The following is a 17,971-nucleotide window of genomic DNA, read 5'->3' as shown; positions in this document are numbered from 1 at the left end:
GATTATAACATAAGAGATTTAAAGTGATATTTCAGGAGATGCTAGATTTGATATTTAATGGCTTTTTTAGTAAATTCGGTCGAACAGAAAAACAGAGCAATAAAAACAGGGTTAAATACGATAACATCATCTTCAAGCGTTTCAAAGACAGTAAAACTGAAACCTTCTCCGTCATTGGGATTTTGGGGAGTGATGACAAACTTCAAAGGTGCAAGTGCCCGTGACATGTTGATAATGTTCTTTTTTACTTTTGCATTTGCCCCGTGCAAGATATTGAAATCTTTTTCTTCAGCCTCTTTGTGCGCAATGAGAATATTTTGAATCAGATCTATTTTGTCTTTAAAAACTACTTTGTTCCATTTTATGACTGTATTGTTTGAAGCAATTTGGCAGTTTTTTTGCATAAGCGGATGCGGTTTTTTTGCACGCATGGCTTCAATGAGTGCAAGTAAATAGTTTACGCCACCTGTGTTTTTGGCTGCTTTTGTTAAAAATAGATGTAAAAACTCTTTTTTCTTTTGGTCTAGATTGTTAAAATTACACATTGTTTTTTCCTTGTTAATTTGTTATTATAACATTATTATTGGCTGTTTGAATTCTTAAACAAAATGTAAACTCAGTTTGGCTTAAGCAAATCATAATGACAAAACTATTATGATGTCAAAAGTAAAAGAAGACAAAAATAGTCTGATTTAAAATATAACCCAATTAAGAGGTAAAAATATGCAAGTTTATTTAGACAATAACGCTACTACAATGTGTGACCCGCAGGTAGTAGAAGTAATGCAACCATTCTTTAGTGAAATTTACGGAAATCCCAATTCACTTCACAAGTTTGGTACAGCGTCTCATCCATACCTGAGAAAAGCAATAGACCAGGTTTATACAGCACTCAATGCGAGTGACAATGATGACATCGTATTCACATCATGTGCAACAGAATCAAACAACTGGGTATTAAAGTCCATCTATTTTGACAAAATTGTCAATGGAGAAAAAGACCATATCATTACAACAGAAGTTGAACATCCCTCAGTGCTTTCTACATGTAGATGGCTGGAAGAGCAGGGCGTGAAAGTAACTTACCTTCCTGTTAACGAAGAGGGTATTGTTGAAGCACATACGGTCAAAAGTTTCATCACAGACAAAACTGCACTTGTCAGTGTTATGTGGGCTTCAAACGAAACAGGAATGATTTTTCCTATTAAAGAGATTGGTGATATTTGTAAAGAAAAAGGGGTTCTTTTTCATTCGGATGCTGTTCAGGCAGTCGGAAAAATTCCAGTTGACTTACAAGATGTCCATGTAGATTTTTTAAGTATGTCTGCACACAAGTTTCATGGTCCAAAAGGTGTCGGCGCACTTTATATTAAAGATTCCCAGCCTTTGACTCCGCTGTTTCACGGTGGAGAGCAGATGGGTCACCGTCGTTCGGGAACATTGAATGTTCCCTATATAGTAGGTATGGGAAAAGCTATCGAACTTGCTACAACAAACATTGAAGAGACAATGGCTTCTATTCGTGCAAAACGTGACAGACTTGAAGATGCCCTTTTGGAACTCAGTGATACTTTTGTTGTCGGCAGCCGTGAAAACCGTACACCAAATACAATTCTTATCTCTATACGAGGTGTTGAGGGTGAAGGTATGCTTTGGGACTTAAATAACGGTCAAATCGGAGCATCTACGGGTTCAGCATGTGCTTCTGAAGATTTGGAAGCGAACTCTGTTATGCTTGCAATCGGTGCTGACAATGAACTTGCACACACAGGTATCAGACTCTCACTTTCTCGTTTTACAACAGACGAAGAGATAGACTACACCATAGAGCATTTTAAAAGTGCGGTGGCAAGACTTCGTGCCATATCGAGTTCGTTTGCAAAAGTAGCACCGACTCCGGGCGGTGAAGCAGGGGAATGTCACATTCCTCACCATATGGCACATTAAGAAGTAGTGTTGCCATGTTTTTCTCTATAAAATTCCGAGGGCGAATCCTCCCTACGGTCTGAGCCTCTCCATTTTACAGAGAAAAACATTATGGCAAAGCAGCGAGTTGCGCGAGCTTTGCACTGAGCAAAACCAATCGTTAGCGTAGCCAGAGGGATTATTCCCTTTGGCGTGACAAAAGGGAATAAAAAAGGTTCCCTTATTTTTATGAAATAAAAAAAAGGAAGAATAGTATGGCAAAAGCAGATATGTTAGGCGAGTCTCTATGGGACGCGTATTCAAATAAAGTAACTACATTAATGAACAATCCCCAGCATCAAGGAGAAATTACACCGGAAGAAGCTGAAGCGCACGGAAACAAGCTCATCGTTGCAGATTTTGGAGCGGAGAGTTGTGGCGATGCAGTAAGACTTTACTGGGAAATTGATCCAAAAACAGACAAAATTGTAAACTCTAAATTTAAATCTTTTGGATGTGGTACTGCTATCGCTTCAAGTGATGTTATGACGGAACTCTGTATCGGTAAAACAGTACAAGAAGCGGTAAAAATTACAAATATCGATGTGGAAAAAGCACTGCGTGATGATCCGGATACTCCGGCTGTTCCACCGCAAAAAATGCACTGTTCGGTTATGGCATATGATGTTATCAAAAAAGCGGCTTCATTGTATCTTGGTGTAGATGAAGAGAGTTTTGAAGATGAAATCATTGTGTGTGAATGTGCAAGGGTTTCACTTGGAACAATTCAGGAAGTCATTAAGCTCAATGACCTCAAAACGGTTGAAGAGATTACAGATTATACAAAAGCCGGCGGTTTTTGTAAATCTTGTATCAAACCGGGCGGTCATGAAGACAGAGAATGGTATCTGGTTGACATTTTGGAGCAGACTCGTAAAGAGATGGAAGCAGAAAAAATGAAAGCAGCAGCAGATGCCATGAGTGCAGGCGGTGGAAACTTTGAAGAGATGACACTTGTGCAGCAGATTAAAGCTGTTGATGCTGTCATTGATGAGAGCGTAAGACAGTTCCTGATTATGGATGGCGGAAATGTAGAAATTATAGACATTAAAAAGAATGATGACAACATTGATATTTATATCCGTTATCTTGGTGCATGTGATGGCTGTGCCTCATCTGCTACAGGGACACTCTATGCAATCGAATCTACTTTAAAAGAAAAACTTTCATCAAAAATCAGAGTGTTACCTATCTAATTTTTTTCCCTGACTCTCCTCTTGACGGAGAGTCCTCTTCTTGCTACAATACTTCCATGTATAAAAAGCTTTACTCAAAAATAACAGATGCCCTGGTCGATAACGGCTATATTATTTTAGAAAATGTGTTTGAACCTGCACTTGCAAAGCAACTTTTACAGATGTCACAAAATATCAGACAATACAAACAGGCGGGAATTTCCCATCACTCTACGATCAATACGAATCGCAGAAAAGATAAAATATACTGGATAGATGCAGAAAATGAGCCAACTGCCAGGTACCTGGATTTTATGAACGGACTTCAAAATTATTTGAACCGGCAACTTTATCTTGGGATTAAATACTATGAGGCACATTTTGCTTTATACGAGGCAGGTGATTTTTACGAAAAACATCTTGATGCTTTTGGCGGTACAAAAAACCGTGTTGTTACGACTGTCTATTATCTTAACGAAGAGTATGCGTCTCAAAATGGAGGGGAACTGGTCATGTATGACAAAAATGACATGCAAATACAAACAGTTACACCCCGTATAAACACTCTTGTTGTATTTTTGAGCGAAGAGTTTCCTCATGAAGTTCTGGTTTCCAAGAAAGAGAGATACTCTATTGCAGGTTGGTTTAGAGTTGATGAAAAAGGACTGAATATTTGAGCTTGCCATATCATGATGAAATCCAGAAACTCAAGCAGTATAAGATGATCCTGGATCATAACAGTATTGTTTCAAAAACGGATGTCAATGGAATTATAACCTATGTGAATGACAAATTTTGTGAAGCTTCCGGTTACTCCAAAGAAGAGCTGATCGGGAAAAATCACCGCATTATAAAACATCCCGACAATCCGGAACATATCTATCAACATATGTGGGATACTCTCAAAAATAAAAAAATATGGCAGGGTACGCTTAAAAACAGAAAAAAGAGCGGAGAAGCCTATTATGTAAAGTCAACTATTGCACCGATTTTGAACTCTCAAAATGAAATTATAGAATATATCGCTGCAAGAATTGATGTGACTGACCTTGTTCATAAAGATGAAATTATAAAAAAACAGTTTACGGATGAACTGACAGGCTTGCAAAACAGAACAGCGTTATTGCATGATTTAAAGGCAAAGGGGGAGGATGAAGCCTCTTTGGTCCTTATCAATATAGACAGATTCTCGGATATTAATGATTATTTTGGATATGAAGTCGGAGATGAGGTGCTAAAAAGTTTTTCACAGACTCTGTTGCAGGCCCATAAAAAAGTGTATAGAATCAGCAGTGATGAATTTGCAATCTTGTGTGAGCATACATTAAACAATGCGGCAAAGCGTGCAATCACAGCAATTCTAGATACCCTTCAAAACAGCAGATACTCTTTTGAAGGTATGAACATCTCTCTGTTTCTTTCTTGCGGAGTCTCCTACGGAAAAAAGAAAGATATTTACAAATTTTCCCATATTGCCTTAAAAGACAACAAAAGAACAAACAAAAAAGTGACCTTTTTTAATGAAAATCCGGATCTGCAAAACCGCATCAAAGAAAATCTTGAAATAATAACAAAGGTTCAAAATGCGATTGACAATGACAGGTTTGTCCCATATTATCAGGGCATTGTAGATAATAAAACACAAGAGATTGTTAAATATGAAGCGCTTATGCGATTACAGGAAAAAGACGGGAAGATTGTCTCTCCTGTCTTTTTTTTAGAACATGCCAAAAAAGCCAAACTCTATACGCAATTGACAAAAATTATGCTTGAAAAAGTATTCCAGAAACTTGCTGATTCAGAGTGCTCGTTTGCAATCAATTTTACGCTTGAAGATATAGAATCACAAGAGGTTGTGCAGGCTTTGGTAAAGAATCTGCAGAAGTATGCATGCGGAGAGAGAGTAACTGTAGAGATTGTGGAATCCGAGGGGATAGAAAATTTTGATGAGGTCTCAAATTTTATAAAAAAAGTAAAAATGTATGGATGTAAAATTGCTATTGATGATTTTGGAACAGGATATTCTAATTTTTCTTACCTTGGAAAGCTGGATATTGATTTTATAAAGATTGACGGTTCTCTGGTTTTGAATATGCATCAGGGTGGTGCTGAAATGGCAACTATGGAAAGTATTTTACATTTTGCAAAAAAAATGCAGATTAAGACAATAGCAGAGTTTGTTAAAGATGAAAAGACATATGAAATGTTGCATCAAATGGGTGTTGACTATTCACAGGGGTACTACTTTTGCAAACCGCAGGAACATTTGAGAGATTAAATAAAGGTAAGTGTAATGTTGGTTCCTAGATTTTCTTTGGACTCTATGTTTATTTGAAAGTTATACTCTTCTATAATACTCTGGACAATATTTAAACCGACTCCAAATCCGCCGGCATAGGAGTTTGCCCGTACAAAACGGGTAAAAATTTGCTGCAGTTTTTCTTGTTTGATGCCGATGCCTTCATCTTGAATGACAAAAGAGTTGTGTGTGGTTGTGATTTTTATTTTTGTGTTCGGATGAGAATATTTTATGGCATTGCCAAGCAGATTGTTTATAAGCATTTTTGCCTTTGTCGGTGCTATTTTAAGCGGACAGTTTTGCAAATCGGTTTGGATAGTAATATTTTTTTTCTCTACAAGTTCACTGAAATAAGCAATGTCTTCTTTGACAATTTCATCAAACAGAAGAGAAACGACCTCTTCACTCTCGTTGTCAAAACTCAAAAAGCTGAGTGATGCATATATGTCATAAAGCTGTTTTGTACTGATGGAGATGTTTTTGACTGTTTTTTCATCATACTCCTTTTTTGCTTTTAATCTTGAAGTGCTCATCATAATGGCTGTAATGGGTGTATTTAATTCATGGGTTGTGTCTTTGACAAAATTCTCTATCTCCTGCATTTTGTCTTTGAGCGGTTTGAGAAAAATATAGGATAAAAAGACGGCGATGATAATGATTAGAAAAGCTGTGATAATGACAGCATAGGCGATTTTGTTTTTTATCACTTCTATATTCTTTACACACTCGTCACTTTGAACCACAATGTACTTTACATGTAAATGTCCGGCTGTTCTTTGGGTGACCAGGGTAAAAATATCATCTTTCATGTAAAAATCTTTTGAAAAATCAACCGGTTGGACGACTCTCCCGTATAGCAGGTGTTTTTGTGCATCAAAAAGGGCGATAGCTTCTTTTTGAAACGCATCAAGTTTGAATTTTTTATGGTGCATATGGGCATCAATGACTTTGGCACTGACAATGTCAGCGATGTGGTTCATTTTGTAAAAATTGGCATTTTTTTCCATAGCTGCCTGCGATGTGTAAAACCAGTAAGCCGCCAAAGACAAAAACATAAAAGAGCTGAGAAGATAAAGAGAGAGAAAAGAGTAGAAGGACCTTTTTGTGATTTTATTCATACATGTAACCTTCGCCCCGAATAGTTTTTATTTTTTCTTTTCCTATGATTTCTCTGAGTGTTCTGATGTGGGAACGAAGTGTAGCATCACTCGGCAGCGAATCGAAGTTCCAAATATTCTGTACAAGTTCTTCGTTAGTAATGAGGCGAGATCTGTTTTTTAAAAAATAGGACAGGAGCAGTGTATCTTTGGCAGTGAGAGAGATTTTTTTGTTGTTTACATGTACCGTTTTTTGCACAGGATAAAATACAGTTTCGTCATCCAGGAAGATAAACTTTTTATTTTCAATATTGAAAACTCTTTTGATGCTGAGTATTCTGGCATGCAGTTCTTCAAGTTCAAAAGGTTTTTTAATGTAATCATGCGCACCGGCGTCAAAAGCACGCTGCAGGTGTTTTGTATCTCTGTAGGCGGTGATAAAAACAGTGGGGGTTTTGTTACTGAAAGCTCGGAGTTCTCTGAGGAGGTCTATGCCGTCTTGTCCCATTACATTGATATCAAATATAAATAAATCATAGTTTGTCTTTTCAAGATGCGCATAGACTTCCTGCGCATTGTAAGCATAATCCACATGCCACTCTTCTTGTAAAAAATCCAGCAAAATATCGGACAAAACAGGGTCATCTTCCATTAAAAGTATGTTCATAAGTTATTTTATCCTAAAATAATGAAATGATTATAAAAATTGATAATATTAATACAGACGAACTGCAGATTTACAAAGAACTCAGAGAGAATGCTTTTCGGAGTGACAGAAGTTTTATAGCCGACAGTCCAAAAGTCGTCAATCTTTTGCTTGGGAGTGATTTAAAGATAAAAAGCATACTAGCAACACAGGAGTATTATGATGAATTTATGCCTTTGGTCCAATCAAAAAATATTCCCAAAGTCTATCTCACAACGAAAGAGGAGATGAGCAGGATTGTCGGGCATAAGATACATCATAACTGCATGGCACACGGTATACGTCCTGATGATATTGCTTTGGAGGGGGCGGGTGAACGCATCATTATGCTCGACAATATCACTTCAAGCGAAAACGTAGGCTCGATTGCCAGAAGTGCAGCCGCACTTGGTATCAGTGCCTATTTTTTGCCCAAATCCTCACCCCATCCGTTTAACAGGCGTGCTCTGCGTGTCTCCATGGGCTATGCGCACAGGCTGGGTATACATGTCTATAAGGATATTTTTGAGACGATTGCTGCTTTAAAATCTGCCGGTTACCGAGTCTATGCCGCAGAGGTTACGGAAGATTCCACTCCCTTGTCCTCTTTACATGTAAGCGGTAAATGGGTACTTCTGATGGGACATGAGGGTCAGGGAATCGCACAGGATATTTTGGATCTCTGTGATGAAATTGTCAGTATAGAGATGCAAGAGGGCATTAAAAGTTTTAATGTCGGGGTGGCTGCATCCATTCTTATGTATAGCTTTGTGCTTAAGCAACAGTAATACTAAAAAGGGCACCTTTGTCGGTATTGTGAACACAGAGTGTGCCCTCACAGTAGTTTTCAATGATAATTTTACTCATATAGAGCCCCAGCCCTGTTCCGGTATCCTCTTTTGTGCTGAAATAAGGGTCAAAAATTTTGTGCATGATATCTTGGGGAATACCTCCTGCGTTGTCTTCTATTGTAATTTCAGCCTGATTTTGCTGTACTGTCAGTGTAATGTATATATTTTTATCTTCAATATTGTTTTCAATTAAGGCATCTTTGGCATTGTTTAAAATATTAATGATAACCTGTCCGAGAATATCACTTTGCATTGTAAGTGTTTTTGTACTTTTATTTTCATAGGTAATGGAGATGTTCTTTGCTTGAAATACCGGTTTTACAAGATTGATACTGTGCCTGATAATTTCGTCTATAGAAAATTCTAATTTATCTTTTGGTCGAAAGTAGTGCATAAAATCGTTTGTGACTTTTGTCATTTCCTGAAGTTGTTTTTTTGCATTTTTGTCAAAATACTCAATAAAATCATCATTGAGTTTAGACTGTTTGTACTTGTGCTTGACCGTTTGCATAAGCATAGAAAGTGCATTAAGCGGCTGTTTCCATTGATGGGCAATCATATTCATCATATTTCCCATCTGTGCCAGTCTGTTTTGCTGCAGCATGTGTAACTCCTGCTCTCTTTGTTTTTCTACTTCTTGTCTGACCTGCTGCTGAAGGTTTTGATTGAGTGCGCGTAGTTTGTCTTCGGCATCTTTTCTTCTTTTTACTTCGCGTTCCAAAGAGAGGTTTATGAAATAAAGGTAAATAGAAAATGGTAAAATAATCCCAAAGGCAATGGCTAAATAAATCAGTGTCTGCTTGTCGAAATAACGCTCTTTATCTTTGATATACCCCCATTTTAGGTAGAGAGACTGTAACTCCTGTTGTGGTAAATTGGACACCGCCTTACTTAAAATAACATTAAGTACAGGCAGACTGCTTTGGCTTGCTATGCGAAGTTGGTAGAGGTAGTCTAAGTCACCGGCAACCCGCAGGTTTTGAATATTATACTGACTCATGTAGTAGCTCGCTCTCACAGGTTCGCTGATGGTTGCCTCTGCTGTTCCTGCTGCTACAGCCTGCAGGGCCTTGAGTTCTGTTTCGTACGGAATGATATGAATGCTTGGATATTTGTTTTGAATGTATGCATAAATCGCACTTTTGTCGACAAGTGCGACACTTTTTGCCTGCAGTGATTCGATATCAGAAACTGAAAAATTGTCACGCTGTGTGATAATTTTGTTTTGTTGTGTGAGAATAACATCTGTAAAATCCAAATATCCCAAACGTTCCTGTGTTTTCTGTGCTGCAAAAACTATATCGATTTTCCCTTTTTTTGCAGCGTCCATTAATGCATGCCATGTAGGAAAAGAAATATATCTAAAAGAAATACCCAGCTCCTGCTCAAGGAGATGAAAAAGGTCCAAAGAAAAACCGACAGCTTTGCCCTCAGGAGATATAATAACCTGGTTTGGAATGTTGGTGATACCGATGCTCAGAGGTTTTTTTAAAGTACGCAGCCATGTTTTTTCTTTTTGAGTTAAGAAATTTTTTGTTGTTACATGTTGAGGTTTTGAGAGCTCATGAAGCTGCAGTAGAACAAAAAAACTCAAAAGAACCACAAAGGCAATGAAAAGGAGATAGCGTTTTTTATACATCTAAATTCTGCCCTCCGGTTACGGGTGCTGTAGAAGAATCGCTGAATTTAAAACGAGACTTTGCGTCTTTCTTTGCTGCATACATTGCCATATCTGCACTGTGTAAAAGTGCCTCTTGTGAATTGCCCTGTGTTGGGTAAACTGCTATGCCTATGCTGCATGTAATGTGAAATGTATGCTTTTGAAACACTATAGGAGTGGCTACAGAGTGTATGATTTTGTTTGCCAGGGTGTTTATATCGGAGGTGTTTTTCATATTTTCTATGATTAAAGCAAATTCATCACCTCCTATGCGCGCAAAGGTGTCTTCGATGCGAATAACTTTTTTTATATTTTGCGCGACAGACTGCAGCACCGCATCTCCTGCTGAGTGTCCGTATTGGTCATTAATACTTTTAAAATTGTCCAAATCAATAAAAAAAAGTGTAAAGTTTTCATGGGAGTGTTGCGCTTTATTTATAGTTTCATTGAGTTTGACACTAAAGAGGTGTCTGTTTGCAACCTGTGTCAATGTGTCATAATGTGCAAGCGCATACAAGACCTCAAGCTCTTTTTCTTTTGTTTTTTTGGCATCTATGTCATTTTGAAGATTCCTGGCAATAGTGTGGAGCCTGTCATAGAGCATCTCTATGTCAACCGGTTTGGGAATAAAGTAGTCGATACCCGTATCAATTGCCTCAAGCAGCTTTTCTCTTTCATCAAAAGCAGAGAGAATGATAATCGGCTGCCATTTGTCAGTTTTTTTAATTTCTTTGGAGAGTGTCAGTCCGTCTGTCGAAGGAAGAATGATATCTGACAAAATAATATCAGGTTTTTTTTCTTTATAGATGTCAAAAGCTTCTTTTGCGTCAAATGCCTGATAAAATGCCTTGAAATCATCCTCCAAAAGCATCTTCATATGCTCCTGGGCCTGCATGTCATCTTCAACATACAAAAGTGTAAAATTCTTTAAGTTCATCTATTCTGTTCCTTTTGGCAGACGGATAACAAAGTTTGCTCCTTCGTTATCATTGAAAACTTCTATTGCAGCATGTAACTGTTCTTGTAAAACCATTTTTGTCATATACAAGCCCAAACCTGTTCCGTTTTTTTCCTGCTTTGTTGAGAAGTAAGGGTCAAAGATTTTCTCTTTTATAGCTTTGTCAATACCTCCGGCATTATCCTGTATGGCAAGGAGTAACTCTGTACCGGTATCTTCAAGGGTTATCTCTATCTTTTTTTTGTTTTGTGTTGTTTGCAGCAAGGCATCTTTTGCATTGTTGAGAATATTTAAAAGAACCTGGCTCAGGGCATTTGGATTTGCAAAAAGTGCATACTCCCGGGTAGCATTAAATTCAATGAAAATACCTTCATTTTTGTAGATGTCAGCCGTAATACTCAGCACTTCTTTGATGGCATCATTGAGAGAAAATGTGCATGTCTTGTCTTCTTTTTTAAAAAAGTTTCTAAAATTATCTATGGTGTCAGACATTAAATCTATCTGTTTTTTAGAGTGGCTTTTAAAATACTCTACTGCCTTGTCATCAAGTTTTCCTTTGGCATATTTTGAAACGGTCAGTTGGTTGATCAGGGCAAGATTATTTAGTGGTTGTCTCCATTGGTGGGCTATCATACTGATCATCTCTCCCATTTGTGCAAGTCTGCTTTGCTGGTAGAGAAGCAATTGCTGTTCTTGGCTTTTTTTCACTTCTGTGGCAATGGTTTCTTCAAGTGTTCTGATGTATTTCTTTCTCTCTTCAATAAGCGTTCCGATGGTGAGTATTACAGAGACATGGAGCAGAACAAAAAGATTGTAATTGATAACATTATCTATATGGTTGTTGACAGCAAAAGCACCAATATCCAAATAAACGGCATATGATGCAATAACGGCTACAAGTACATTGAAAAAAGTTCCGTATACCAGGCCTTTGTAGGCACTCGCTAGGGCTACAACAGGAAGTGACAAACTTAAAAGTAAAAGTGTGTTTTCTATGTGAAACACTATCTGGAGTAGATATAAATAGTAACTAAAAAGTATTCCATAAAGGAAGAAAAATTTCCATTTTATTTTTTGAAAGTTTGTAAAAAGAAGCAGTAAAAAAGGTGTAAAAACCAACTGCCCCATAACATTGCCAAACCACCATGAAAAAAGATAGAGCGGAAATTTTTCAATGGAAATATGATGTGTTGCAAGCAGTACAGTGTTTGATAGTAAAGCACTCAAAGGCTGTAATACAAAAAATATCAGCAAAACCAATCCAGAAATATCACGAAACTTTTCAAGGTTTGTGTGGAGATGAAATTTTTTAAATAAAACAACAGCCAGATAGGCTTCGGCTGTATTTATGAGAGCAATACTGAGTGATGCCGCAAATGAGATGTCATTGTCAAGGGCTAAGAAAAACTGTCCAAGAAAAATCCCCGGGAGAACTTTTTTGCCGAAATACAGTGCAAATGCCAAAGCGATGCCCTCTGCTGCAAAAAGCCCGACATTGATAATCGAGTTTCCGCTTAAAAGATTGAGACTGAGTGTACCGCTTGCATAGTATAAAAAAGCGAGAAGAAAAACAAGAAGACTATTGCGTATCATTTTTTTCTCCTTTGTAAACAGGCATTTCTATGATAAATTCGGCACCCTCTTTTGTGTTTTGAACAGAAAGATTTCCTCCGCTGTGTTTTTCTATAATCATTCTTGACATATAGAGACCGAGTCCTGTTCCGTTTTTCTCGGTTTTTGTAGAAAAGTAGGGCTGAAAAATTTTGTCTTGTATATGCGAAGGAATCCCTCCGGCATTATCGACGATATGCAAGCTGTTTTTGTCAATCTTCAAAGTGATTTTTGGATTCTTAATGTTGTTTTGGACTAAGGCATCCTGTGCATTTTTTATAATATTTAGCACAACCTGTACAAGTTCATTTTCAAAGGCCAGAAACTGTTGAGGTGCAGTAATCTCTTTTTCAAAATGTATATTTTTTTGTTCGAGACTGTGCTGGACCAAAGCAGTGACGGTGTGAAGAATTTTTTCAAAATCTGTTACTCTTTTTTCTTTTTGCGGTTTAAAAAAGTTTCGAAAATCGTCAATAGTATGACTTAAATAGTTGATATAATTTTGCAGTTTTTCAGAGATTTTCTTTGCTTCTTCTGCATCGAGTTTGTCATTTTGCGCTTTGAGTTCAAGGACGATTGCCGCCGTTGCCATAGCATTGAGCGGTTGTCTCCATTGGTGGGCAATCATGGCTATCATTTCACCCATTTGGGCATGTCGGGACTGTGTGAACATAATTTCATCTTTTTTTCTGTTTTTTTCCACCTCTTCATAAACAAGGCGTTCCAGGTTGTCATTTGTGTATTTGAGCTGAAAGTTTGCTTCTGCCAACTCTTTCTCTTTTTTGAAGTAATCTATCCACAGGTCTACTTTGAGGATAAACTCTTCAAACACATAAGGCTTTTTTAGAAAATCATTGGCTCCGTTTTTTAAAACATCCCGAATAATATCCGGCGTGGAAGTTCCGGAAAGAACAATAATGGGAATAGACAAAAAACGGCTGTCTTTGCGTAAAAGTTTTAAAAATTCCAGGCCGTGGATATCCGGGAGCTCCATATCCAGAATGATGAGATTGTACTCCTCTTTTTTGAGCTTTTCAAAAGCTGTTTTTGCTTTCATCGCTATGTGCACATCATAGTTTCTGGGTTCAAGCACTGTTTTGATCTGTTTACAGATAAATTTAGAATCATCAATCACCAAAATTTTATCTTTCTTTTTTGTATTGATTGTATGAATTATTTTGACTATTTCAGAAATAGAGTATAAAAAATTGGTATCTTTGATAATATAATCAAGTATACCATACTGAAACAACTCTTCACGAAGATCCGCATCTTGTGAAGATGTCAGGATAATAACTTTTGTTTTTGTTAAAGACTGTATATGGGCTATGAGTTCAGAACCTTCTCCGTCAGGAAGATGCAAATCTAAAATGATAAGCTGAAACTTCAGTGTCGTTAAAAACTCTTTTGCTTCAGCGAGTGTGTGGGCCTGTGAGACTTCAAAACCAAGAAGTGTCAGCTCTTTTTTTATGATATTGTTTATGGTGCGTGAATCTTCTATAACTAAAATATTTTTCATGACAGCGGCTCCGGTTTACCAAAATAGTATCCTTGGGAAAAGTCAATTCCAAGTTCTTTGACTATCTGGAAAATAGCTTCATTTTCAATAAACTCTGCAACAGTTTGCAGTTTCTGCTCTTTTGCAAAAGTAACAATACTTTTTACTGCAGAAAGAGAGTAGTTGCTTGTTTCTATATCGCGTATCAGACATCCGTCTATTTTAAGAATATCGGGTTGGTAGTCAAGCAGTCTCTCAAAGTTGGAATATCCTGCTCCAAAATCATCAATGGCAATTTTAACACCATAGCGCTTTATCTCTGATATAAACTGTTTGACAGTTTCAAAGTCTTTAATTCCCTCGTCTTCAAGAAGTTCAAAAACCACCCTGTGTGCTTCATTTTTATACTGCTCTAGTAAGGACAAAATTTTTGTCCGCATACTCAGCATTTCAATATCCAACGCCGAAAGATTAATGGAGATGTCTGCTTCACAATGGTGTAAAATACTAAAAGAGTGTTCTAAGACGATATTTGTAATTTTGAGATAATAATTACTTCTTTTGGCAGTTTCGAGAAAAAAGTAAGGAGAAAGCACCGTGCCGTCTTCTTTGATCAGCCGTACCAGGGACTCATATTTTTCTATTGTCTGTGTGTTGTTGTTTACGATAGGCTGAAAATAAGAAATAATTCTTGAACTTCGGATGGCATCTTTGATCATATGCACAGTTTTTATATTTTCTTTTGCTTTTCTCTGCTCCTGGGACGCAAAATTATTGGCGAGTAAAAAACGCTGTTTTTCTTTTACAAGCTTTTTCATGCCAAGTTTTACCGACTCGTAGAGTTTGTCATTTTCATAGGCGAAGGTAAGTAAAATTGAAATATCATATTCAAGATCTTCAAAAGCAATGGTGTCATCGCGGACCTGCTGTTGCAGTGCCTGTAACTCCTGCACAAACAATGTTATATTGTCAGTGTGTTCTTTGGCATCAAGTATAAAAGCATATTCTCCGTTTTGCAATTGATATATTTTGTCAAAACTGTATTTTTTTGCAAAAGTATTCTGTAGATATATTCGTGCTTTTTGTTCAAGGATGTAAAGCGTATTTGTATCATAAAAATCCTCAAGATCATCATAGTCTTCAAGTTTGATATAAACAAGCAAAGGGTCATGGGCATTTTTGAGTTCGTTTTTGAGCTGTTTGAGCGGATGCATAATATCTGTAATATTATGTCGCAATGAAATATACTCAAGAATATTTCCGTCTAAATCGCGAATCGGTTTTACCACTGAATCAACATAGTAACTTTTTCCGTTTTTTGTCCTGTTTCTTATGATGCCTTTCCACATCTTTTTTTTATTTTTTATAGTATCCCACATTTCTTGAAAAATTGATTTGGGATTGTCCGGATGGCGTATAATATTATGGTTTTGTCCGAGAAGTTCCTCTTTTGTATACCCGGAAGTTTCACAAAAAGCATCATTGACATAGGTGATGATGCCTGCTGTATCTGTTTTGGAGACGATAGCGCTGTTGTTTGTTGCTTCTTGATACTCTTTGAGGAGATGAAGATTCTGTTTGGCCTGCAGAGCATATTTGTATCTTTGTGTGACCTGAAAAATGGTGCTGGAGAGCTGTTTCATATCAATGGGTTTTAAAAGGTATCCGTTAATACCGATTTGTATGCTTTTGAGGAAAAAGTCCTCTTCATTATGGGCTGAAAGTATGATGATAGGGACTTCAATGTCGATGGCTCTTATTTTTTTTGCCATTTCCAGCCCATTCATGTGGGGCATATTAATATCTGTAATAACGATATCTACACGCTCTTTTTGAAATTTTTCCAGGCCCTCCTGTCCGTTTTCTGCGACAATGATAGTATCGAAAAAATCCTCCAAAAGCATCGTTGTAATCTCTCTTGCATCAATGTCATCCTCAACATACAAGAGTTTTAAACTCTGCGAATATCTAGTGACTTCCTTGATTTCAATCATAATAACACCCCTTAAAACAGATTTATAATTTTAAAATACAAATCTAAGCAAAATTACACTAAAATCTGTTAAATCTGTATTTAATTGGAAAAGTTCATGAGAAAGAGCAAAATATTACTTGTAGAAGATGATGAACTCTCTTCGGAGCTTGTTTTCGAATATTTGAGTGACTGCGGGTTTTTCGTCGAACCTGTATTTACGGCGACTGATGGTGTGGCAAAAGTGAAAAACGAGCCGTTTGATCTTGTATTGCTTGATATAAATCTACCTGATTTTGACGGGTTTGAAGTCTTGAAAAGTCTTAAAAATCACACTTCTGTGCCAATTATAGTGACAAGTGCCTACAGTGATACACAAAAAAAACTCCTGGCTTTTAAATATGGGGCAAGTGACTATATGACAAAACCTTTGGATCTTGAAGAACTTGAGGCTAGAATATGGCTGCAGCTTGGAAAAAACAGTGCGATTAAAACAGAAGACGAAAAAAAAATCTTTGAAATAAAAAACAATCATGTCTATTTTCAACAAAAACAGCTTGATCTGACGACTATTGAGTTTGAACTCCTCTCTTTGCTTATCAAAAACAAAAACAGTGTTATGCGAAGGGAAGAACTTGTCAATGCCCTTTCTTCCATCAGTTCACACCGTTCTTTAGATAACCATATAAAAAATATTCGTAAAAAAATAGGCGATACCGGAACAAAAGCCCAGTATCTTAAAACGGAGTATGGTGTTGGCTATAAATTGACATTTTAGTACAGGAATAATGCTATAATTACAAAAAAGAAATTACTCCATGAAATTTACAACACTTCCGCTTTCTTCTCAAATGCTTCAGACTATAGAATCACTCGGTTACACACAGATGACTGCCATTCAGGCTCAGGCACTTCCTGCCGTATTGGAAGGACGCGATGTTATTGCTCAGGCAAAAACAGGCAGCGGGAAAACAGCTGCTTTTGGCATAGGGCTTTTGCATCATTTGGATGTGAAAAAGTTTCGTGTGCAGTCTTTGGTGCTGTGCCCGACCCGTGAACTTGCCGATCAGGTGGCTAAAGAGCTGCGCCGTCTTGCACGATTTCAGCATAATATTAAAATTTTGATGCTCACAGGCGGAGAATCTTTTGGCAGACAGCTTGGTTCACTCGAACATCAGGCACATGTTATTGTGGGAACACCCGGGCGCGTTTTAAAGCACTTGAATAAAGAGAGTCTGGAGCTGAGTAATCTAAAAACGCTTGTTTTGGATGAAGCAGACAGAATGCTTGATATGGGTTTTATAGAAGAGATAGAGTCAGTACTCGCTTTTGTTCCCAAAGAGCGTCAGAGACTGCTTTTTTCCGCTACCTTTGATGATGAAATCCTGGACATAAGCAAAAAACTTCAAAACAATGCCTTACATGTAAAGACAACAGAGAAAGAGACAGAGAACAAAATCACGCAGGAATTTTATAAAACAGAGAACAAAGTTGATACACTGATAAAAATATTTTCAAGTTACAAACCGAAAAATGTCATCGTTTTTACAAATACCAAGCTCGAAGCCAAAGAGTTGGCAGAATCTTTGGTAAAAAACAAAATAGACGCCCTTGCGATTCACGGTGATTTGGAACAGTATGAAAGAAATGATGTGCTGGTGCAGTTTGCAAACAAATCCTGTCCTGTTCTTGTTGCTACCGATGTGGCGGCACGTGGACTTGATATAAAAGAACTCAGTATGGTGGTTAATTATGACCTGCCTCACGGTTTGGAGACCTATACGCATCGCATAGGGCGCACCGCACGAGCCGGAGCAGAAGGAATTGCAATCACACTCTACAGTGACAAAGAGGCTGAAAAAATACAAGAGTACAAAGAAGATGCAAATCGAAACTTTTTGGATGTCTCTGTGCTGAAAAAAGAGCAGGGTTTTGAGATGAAACCGGAGTTTGTCACCCTTGTCATAGAAGGTGGCAAAAAGGATAAAATCCGTGCCGGTGATATACTCGGAGCCTTAACCGGTGAAGCCGGATTGCAGGGAAAAAGCATCGGTAAAATTGACTTGTACGACAGACAAAGTTATGTGGCGATAGAGAACAGGCTGATTGACGAAGCCCACAAAAAACTCAAAAACGGCAAAATCAAAAACAGAAAATTCAGCGTCTGGGTACTCTGAAAAGAGGCGACTTTTTCGGAACC

General features: G+C 37.5%; 15 protein-coding genes. 7 read left to right on the top strand and 8 right to left on the bottom strand.

All coding sequences use genetic code 11. The annotated features are described in order from the left end of the window. Positions 1–41: 41 nt before the first annotated feature. Positions 42–545: a hypothetical protein gene (locus LCX93_RS12155; protein WP_226066552.1), complete on the bottom strand. Its 504-nt coding sequence runs from the start codon at positions 543–545 to the stop codon at positions 42–44. Between the two features lie 178 nt (positions 546–723). Between LCX93_RS12155 and LCX93_RS12150 the strand changes: the two genes are divergently transcribed. From LCX93_RS12150 to LCX93_RS12135, 4 genes are all read left to right on the top strand, one after another. Beyond that, on the top strand, positions 724–1,947 hold the full coding sequence (locus LCX93_RS12150) for a NifS family cysteine desulfurase (protein ID WP_226066542.1): 1,224 nt from the start codon (positions 724–726) through the stop codon (positions 1,945–1,947). A gap of 233 nt (positions 1,948–2,180) precedes the next feature. Further along, positions 2,181–3,161, top strand: a complete 981-nt coding sequence (locus LCX93_RS12145; RefSeq protein WP_226066540.1) for an iron-sulfur cluster assembly scaffold protein — start codon at positions 2,181–2,183, stop codon at positions 3,159–3,161. A gap of 56 nt (positions 3,162–3,217) precedes the next feature. Beyond that, entirely contained in the window at positions 3,218–3,817 is a 600-nt protein-coding gene (locus LCX93_RS12140; protein WP_226066538.1) for a 2OG-Fe(II) oxygenase, read from the top strand. After that, positions 3,814–5,418 carry a sensor domain-containing protein gene (locus LCX93_RS12135; RefSeq protein ID WP_226066536.1) on the top strand — a complete coding sequence of 535 codons (1,605 nt, stop codon included), beginning with the start codon at positions 3,814–3,816 and terminating at the stop codon, positions 5,416–5,418. The genes LCX93_RS12140 and LCX93_RS12135 overlap by 4 nt, the downstream gene beginning before the upstream one ends. On the opposite strand, the gene LCX93_RS12130 is transcribed toward LCX93_RS12135, so the two are convergent. Together LCX93_RS12130 and LCX93_RS12125 are read right to left on the bottom strand one after the other, a co-directional pair. Then, positions 5,415–6,557 (bottom strand): sensor histidine kinase, encoded by a 1,143-nt coding sequence (locus LCX93_RS12130; protein WP_226066534.1) that lies wholly within the window; start codon positions 6,555–6,557, stop codon positions 5,415–5,417. The two genes, LCX93_RS12135 and LCX93_RS12130, sit on opposite strands and share 4 nt — an antisense overlap. Then, positions 6,550–7,203 (bottom strand): response regulator transcription factor, encoded by a 654-nt coding sequence (locus tag LCX93_RS12125; RefSeq protein ID WP_226066532.1) that lies wholly within the window; start codon positions 7,201–7,203, stop codon positions 6,550–6,552. The genes LCX93_RS12130 and LCX93_RS12125 overlap by 8 nt, the downstream gene beginning before the upstream one ends. Positions 7,204–7,229: 26 nt before the next feature. Here LCX93_RS12125 and LCX93_RS12120 point away from each other — a divergent pair, with 26 nt between their 5' ends. Further along, positions 7,230–8,009 carry a TrmH family RNA methyltransferase gene (locus tag LCX93_RS12120; RefSeq protein ID WP_226066530.1) on the top strand — a complete coding sequence of 260 codons (780 nt, stop codon included), beginning with the start codon at positions 7,230–7,232 and terminating at the stop codon, positions 8,007–8,009. On the opposite strand, the gene LCX93_RS12115 is transcribed toward LCX93_RS12120, so the two are convergent. Genes LCX93_RS12115 through LCX93_RS12095 form a run of 5 tightly spaced genes read right to left on the bottom strand, consistent with a single transcriptional unit; the run spans position 7,996 to position 15,793 of the window. Continuing rightward, entirely contained in the window at positions 7,996–9,711 is a 1,716-nt protein-coding gene (locus tag LCX93_RS12115) for an ATP-binding protein (protein WP_226066528.1), read from the bottom strand. The genes LCX93_RS12120 and LCX93_RS12115 overlap by 14 nt on opposite strands. After that, positions 9,704–10,669 (bottom strand): two-component system response regulator, encoded by a 966-nt coding sequence (locus LCX93_RS12110; protein WP_226066526.1) that lies wholly within the window; start codon positions 10,667–10,669, stop codon positions 9,704–9,706. The genes LCX93_RS12115 and LCX93_RS12110 overlap by 8 nt, the downstream gene beginning before the upstream one ends. Further along, positions 10,670–12,283, bottom strand: a complete 1,614-nt coding sequence (locus tag LCX93_RS12105) for a sensor histidine kinase (protein ID WP_226066517.1) — start codon at positions 12,281–12,283, stop codon at positions 10,670–10,672. It lies immediately after the preceding gene. Then, on the bottom strand, positions 12,270–13,820 hold the full coding sequence (locus LCX93_RS12100) for an ATP-binding response regulator (RefSeq protein WP_226066515.1): 1,551 nt from the start codon (positions 13,818–13,820) through the stop codon (positions 12,270–12,272). The genes LCX93_RS12105 and LCX93_RS12100 overlap by 14 nt, the downstream gene beginning before the upstream one ends. Further along, positions 13,817–15,793, bottom strand: a complete 1,977-nt coding sequence (locus LCX93_RS12095) for an EAL domain-containing response regulator (RefSeq protein WP_226066513.1) — start codon at positions 15,791–15,793, stop codon at positions 13,817–13,819. Before LCX93_RS12095 ends, LCX93_RS12100 begins: the two co-directional genes overlap by 4 nt. Before the next feature lie 96 nt (positions 15,794–15,889). On the opposite strand from LCX93_RS12095, the gene LCX93_RS12090 reads away from it, so the two are divergent. Beyond that, the gene (locus LCX93_RS12090; protein ID WP_226066511.1) at positions 15,890–16,549 is read left to right on the top strand and encodes a response regulator transcription factor; all 660 of its coding nucleotides are present in this window, start codon (positions 15,890–15,892) and stop codon (positions 16,547–16,549) included. A 40-nt stretch (positions 16,550–16,589) separates the two neighbouring features. After that, positions 16,590–17,948, top strand: coding sequence for an ATP-dependent RNA helicase DbpA (gene dbpA, locus LCX93_RS12085; protein WP_226066509.1), 1,359 nt, complete (start codon positions 16,590–16,592; stop codon positions 17,946–17,948). Positions 17,949–17,971: the final 23 nt, after the last annotated feature.

Source organism: Sulfurimonas sp. SWIR-19, from assembly GCF_020410885.1.
Lineage (GTDB): Bacteria > Campylobacterota > Campylobacteria > Campylobacterales > Sulfurimonadaceae > Sulfurimonas > Sulfurimonas sediminis.
The sequence above is the reverse complement of the archived record's forward strand: the minus strand, read 5'-3'. Positions and strand labels throughout refer to the sequence as shown.

Coding starts and splice junctions, on each gene's coding strand:
- LCX93_RS12100 (WP_226066515.1), bottom strand. CDS start 13,820: ATGAAAAATATTTTAGTTATAGAAGATTCACGCACCATAAACAATATC.
- LCX93_RS12105 (WP_226066517.1), bottom strand. CDS start 12,283: ATGATACGCAATAGTCTTCTTGTTTTTCTTCTCGCTTTTTTATACTAT.
- LCX93_RS12095 (WP_226066513.1), bottom strand. CDS start 15,793: ATGATTGAAATCAAGGAAGTCACTAGATATTCGCAGAGTTTAAAACTC.
- LCX93_RS12150 (WP_226066542.1), top strand. CDS start 724: ATGCAAGTTTATTTAGACAATAACGCTACTACAATGTGTGACCCGCAG.
- LCX93_RS12110 (WP_226066526.1), bottom strand. CDS start 10,669: ATGAACTTAAAGAATTTTACACTTTTGTATGTTGAAGATGACATGCAG.
- LCX93_RS12145 (WP_226066540.1), top strand. CDS start 2,181: ATGGCAAAAGCAGATATGTTAGGCGAGTCTCTATGGGACGCGTATTCA.
- LCX93_RS12130 (WP_226066534.1), bottom strand. CDS start 6,557: ATGAATAAAATCACAAAAAGGTCCTTCTACTCTTTTCTCTCTCTTTAT.
- LCX93_RS12115 (WP_226066528.1), bottom strand. CDS start 9,711: ATGTATAAAAAACGCTATCTCCTTTTCATTGCCTTTGTGGTTCTTTTG.
- LCX93_RS12140 (WP_226066538.1), top strand. CDS start 3,218: ATGTATAAAAAGCTTTACTCAAAAATAACAGATGCCCTGGTCGATAAC.
- LCX93_RS12125 (WP_226066532.1), bottom strand. CDS start 7,203: ATGAACATACTTTTAATGGAAGATGACCCTGTTTTGTCCGATATTTTG.
- dbpA (WP_226066509.1), top strand. CDS start 16,590: ATGAAATTTACAACACTTCCGCTTTCTTCTCAAATGCTTCAGACTATA.
- LCX93_RS12155 (WP_226066552.1), bottom strand. CDS start 545: ATGTGTAATTTTAACAATCTAGACCAAAAGAAAAAAGAGTTTTTACAT.
- LCX93_RS12120 (WP_226066530.1), top strand. CDS start 7,230: ATGATTATAAAAATTGATAATATTAATACAGACGAACTGCAGATTTAC.
- LCX93_RS12090 (WP_226066511.1), top strand. CDS start 15,890: ATGAGAAAGAGCAAAATATTACTTGTAGAAGATGATGAACTCTCTTCG.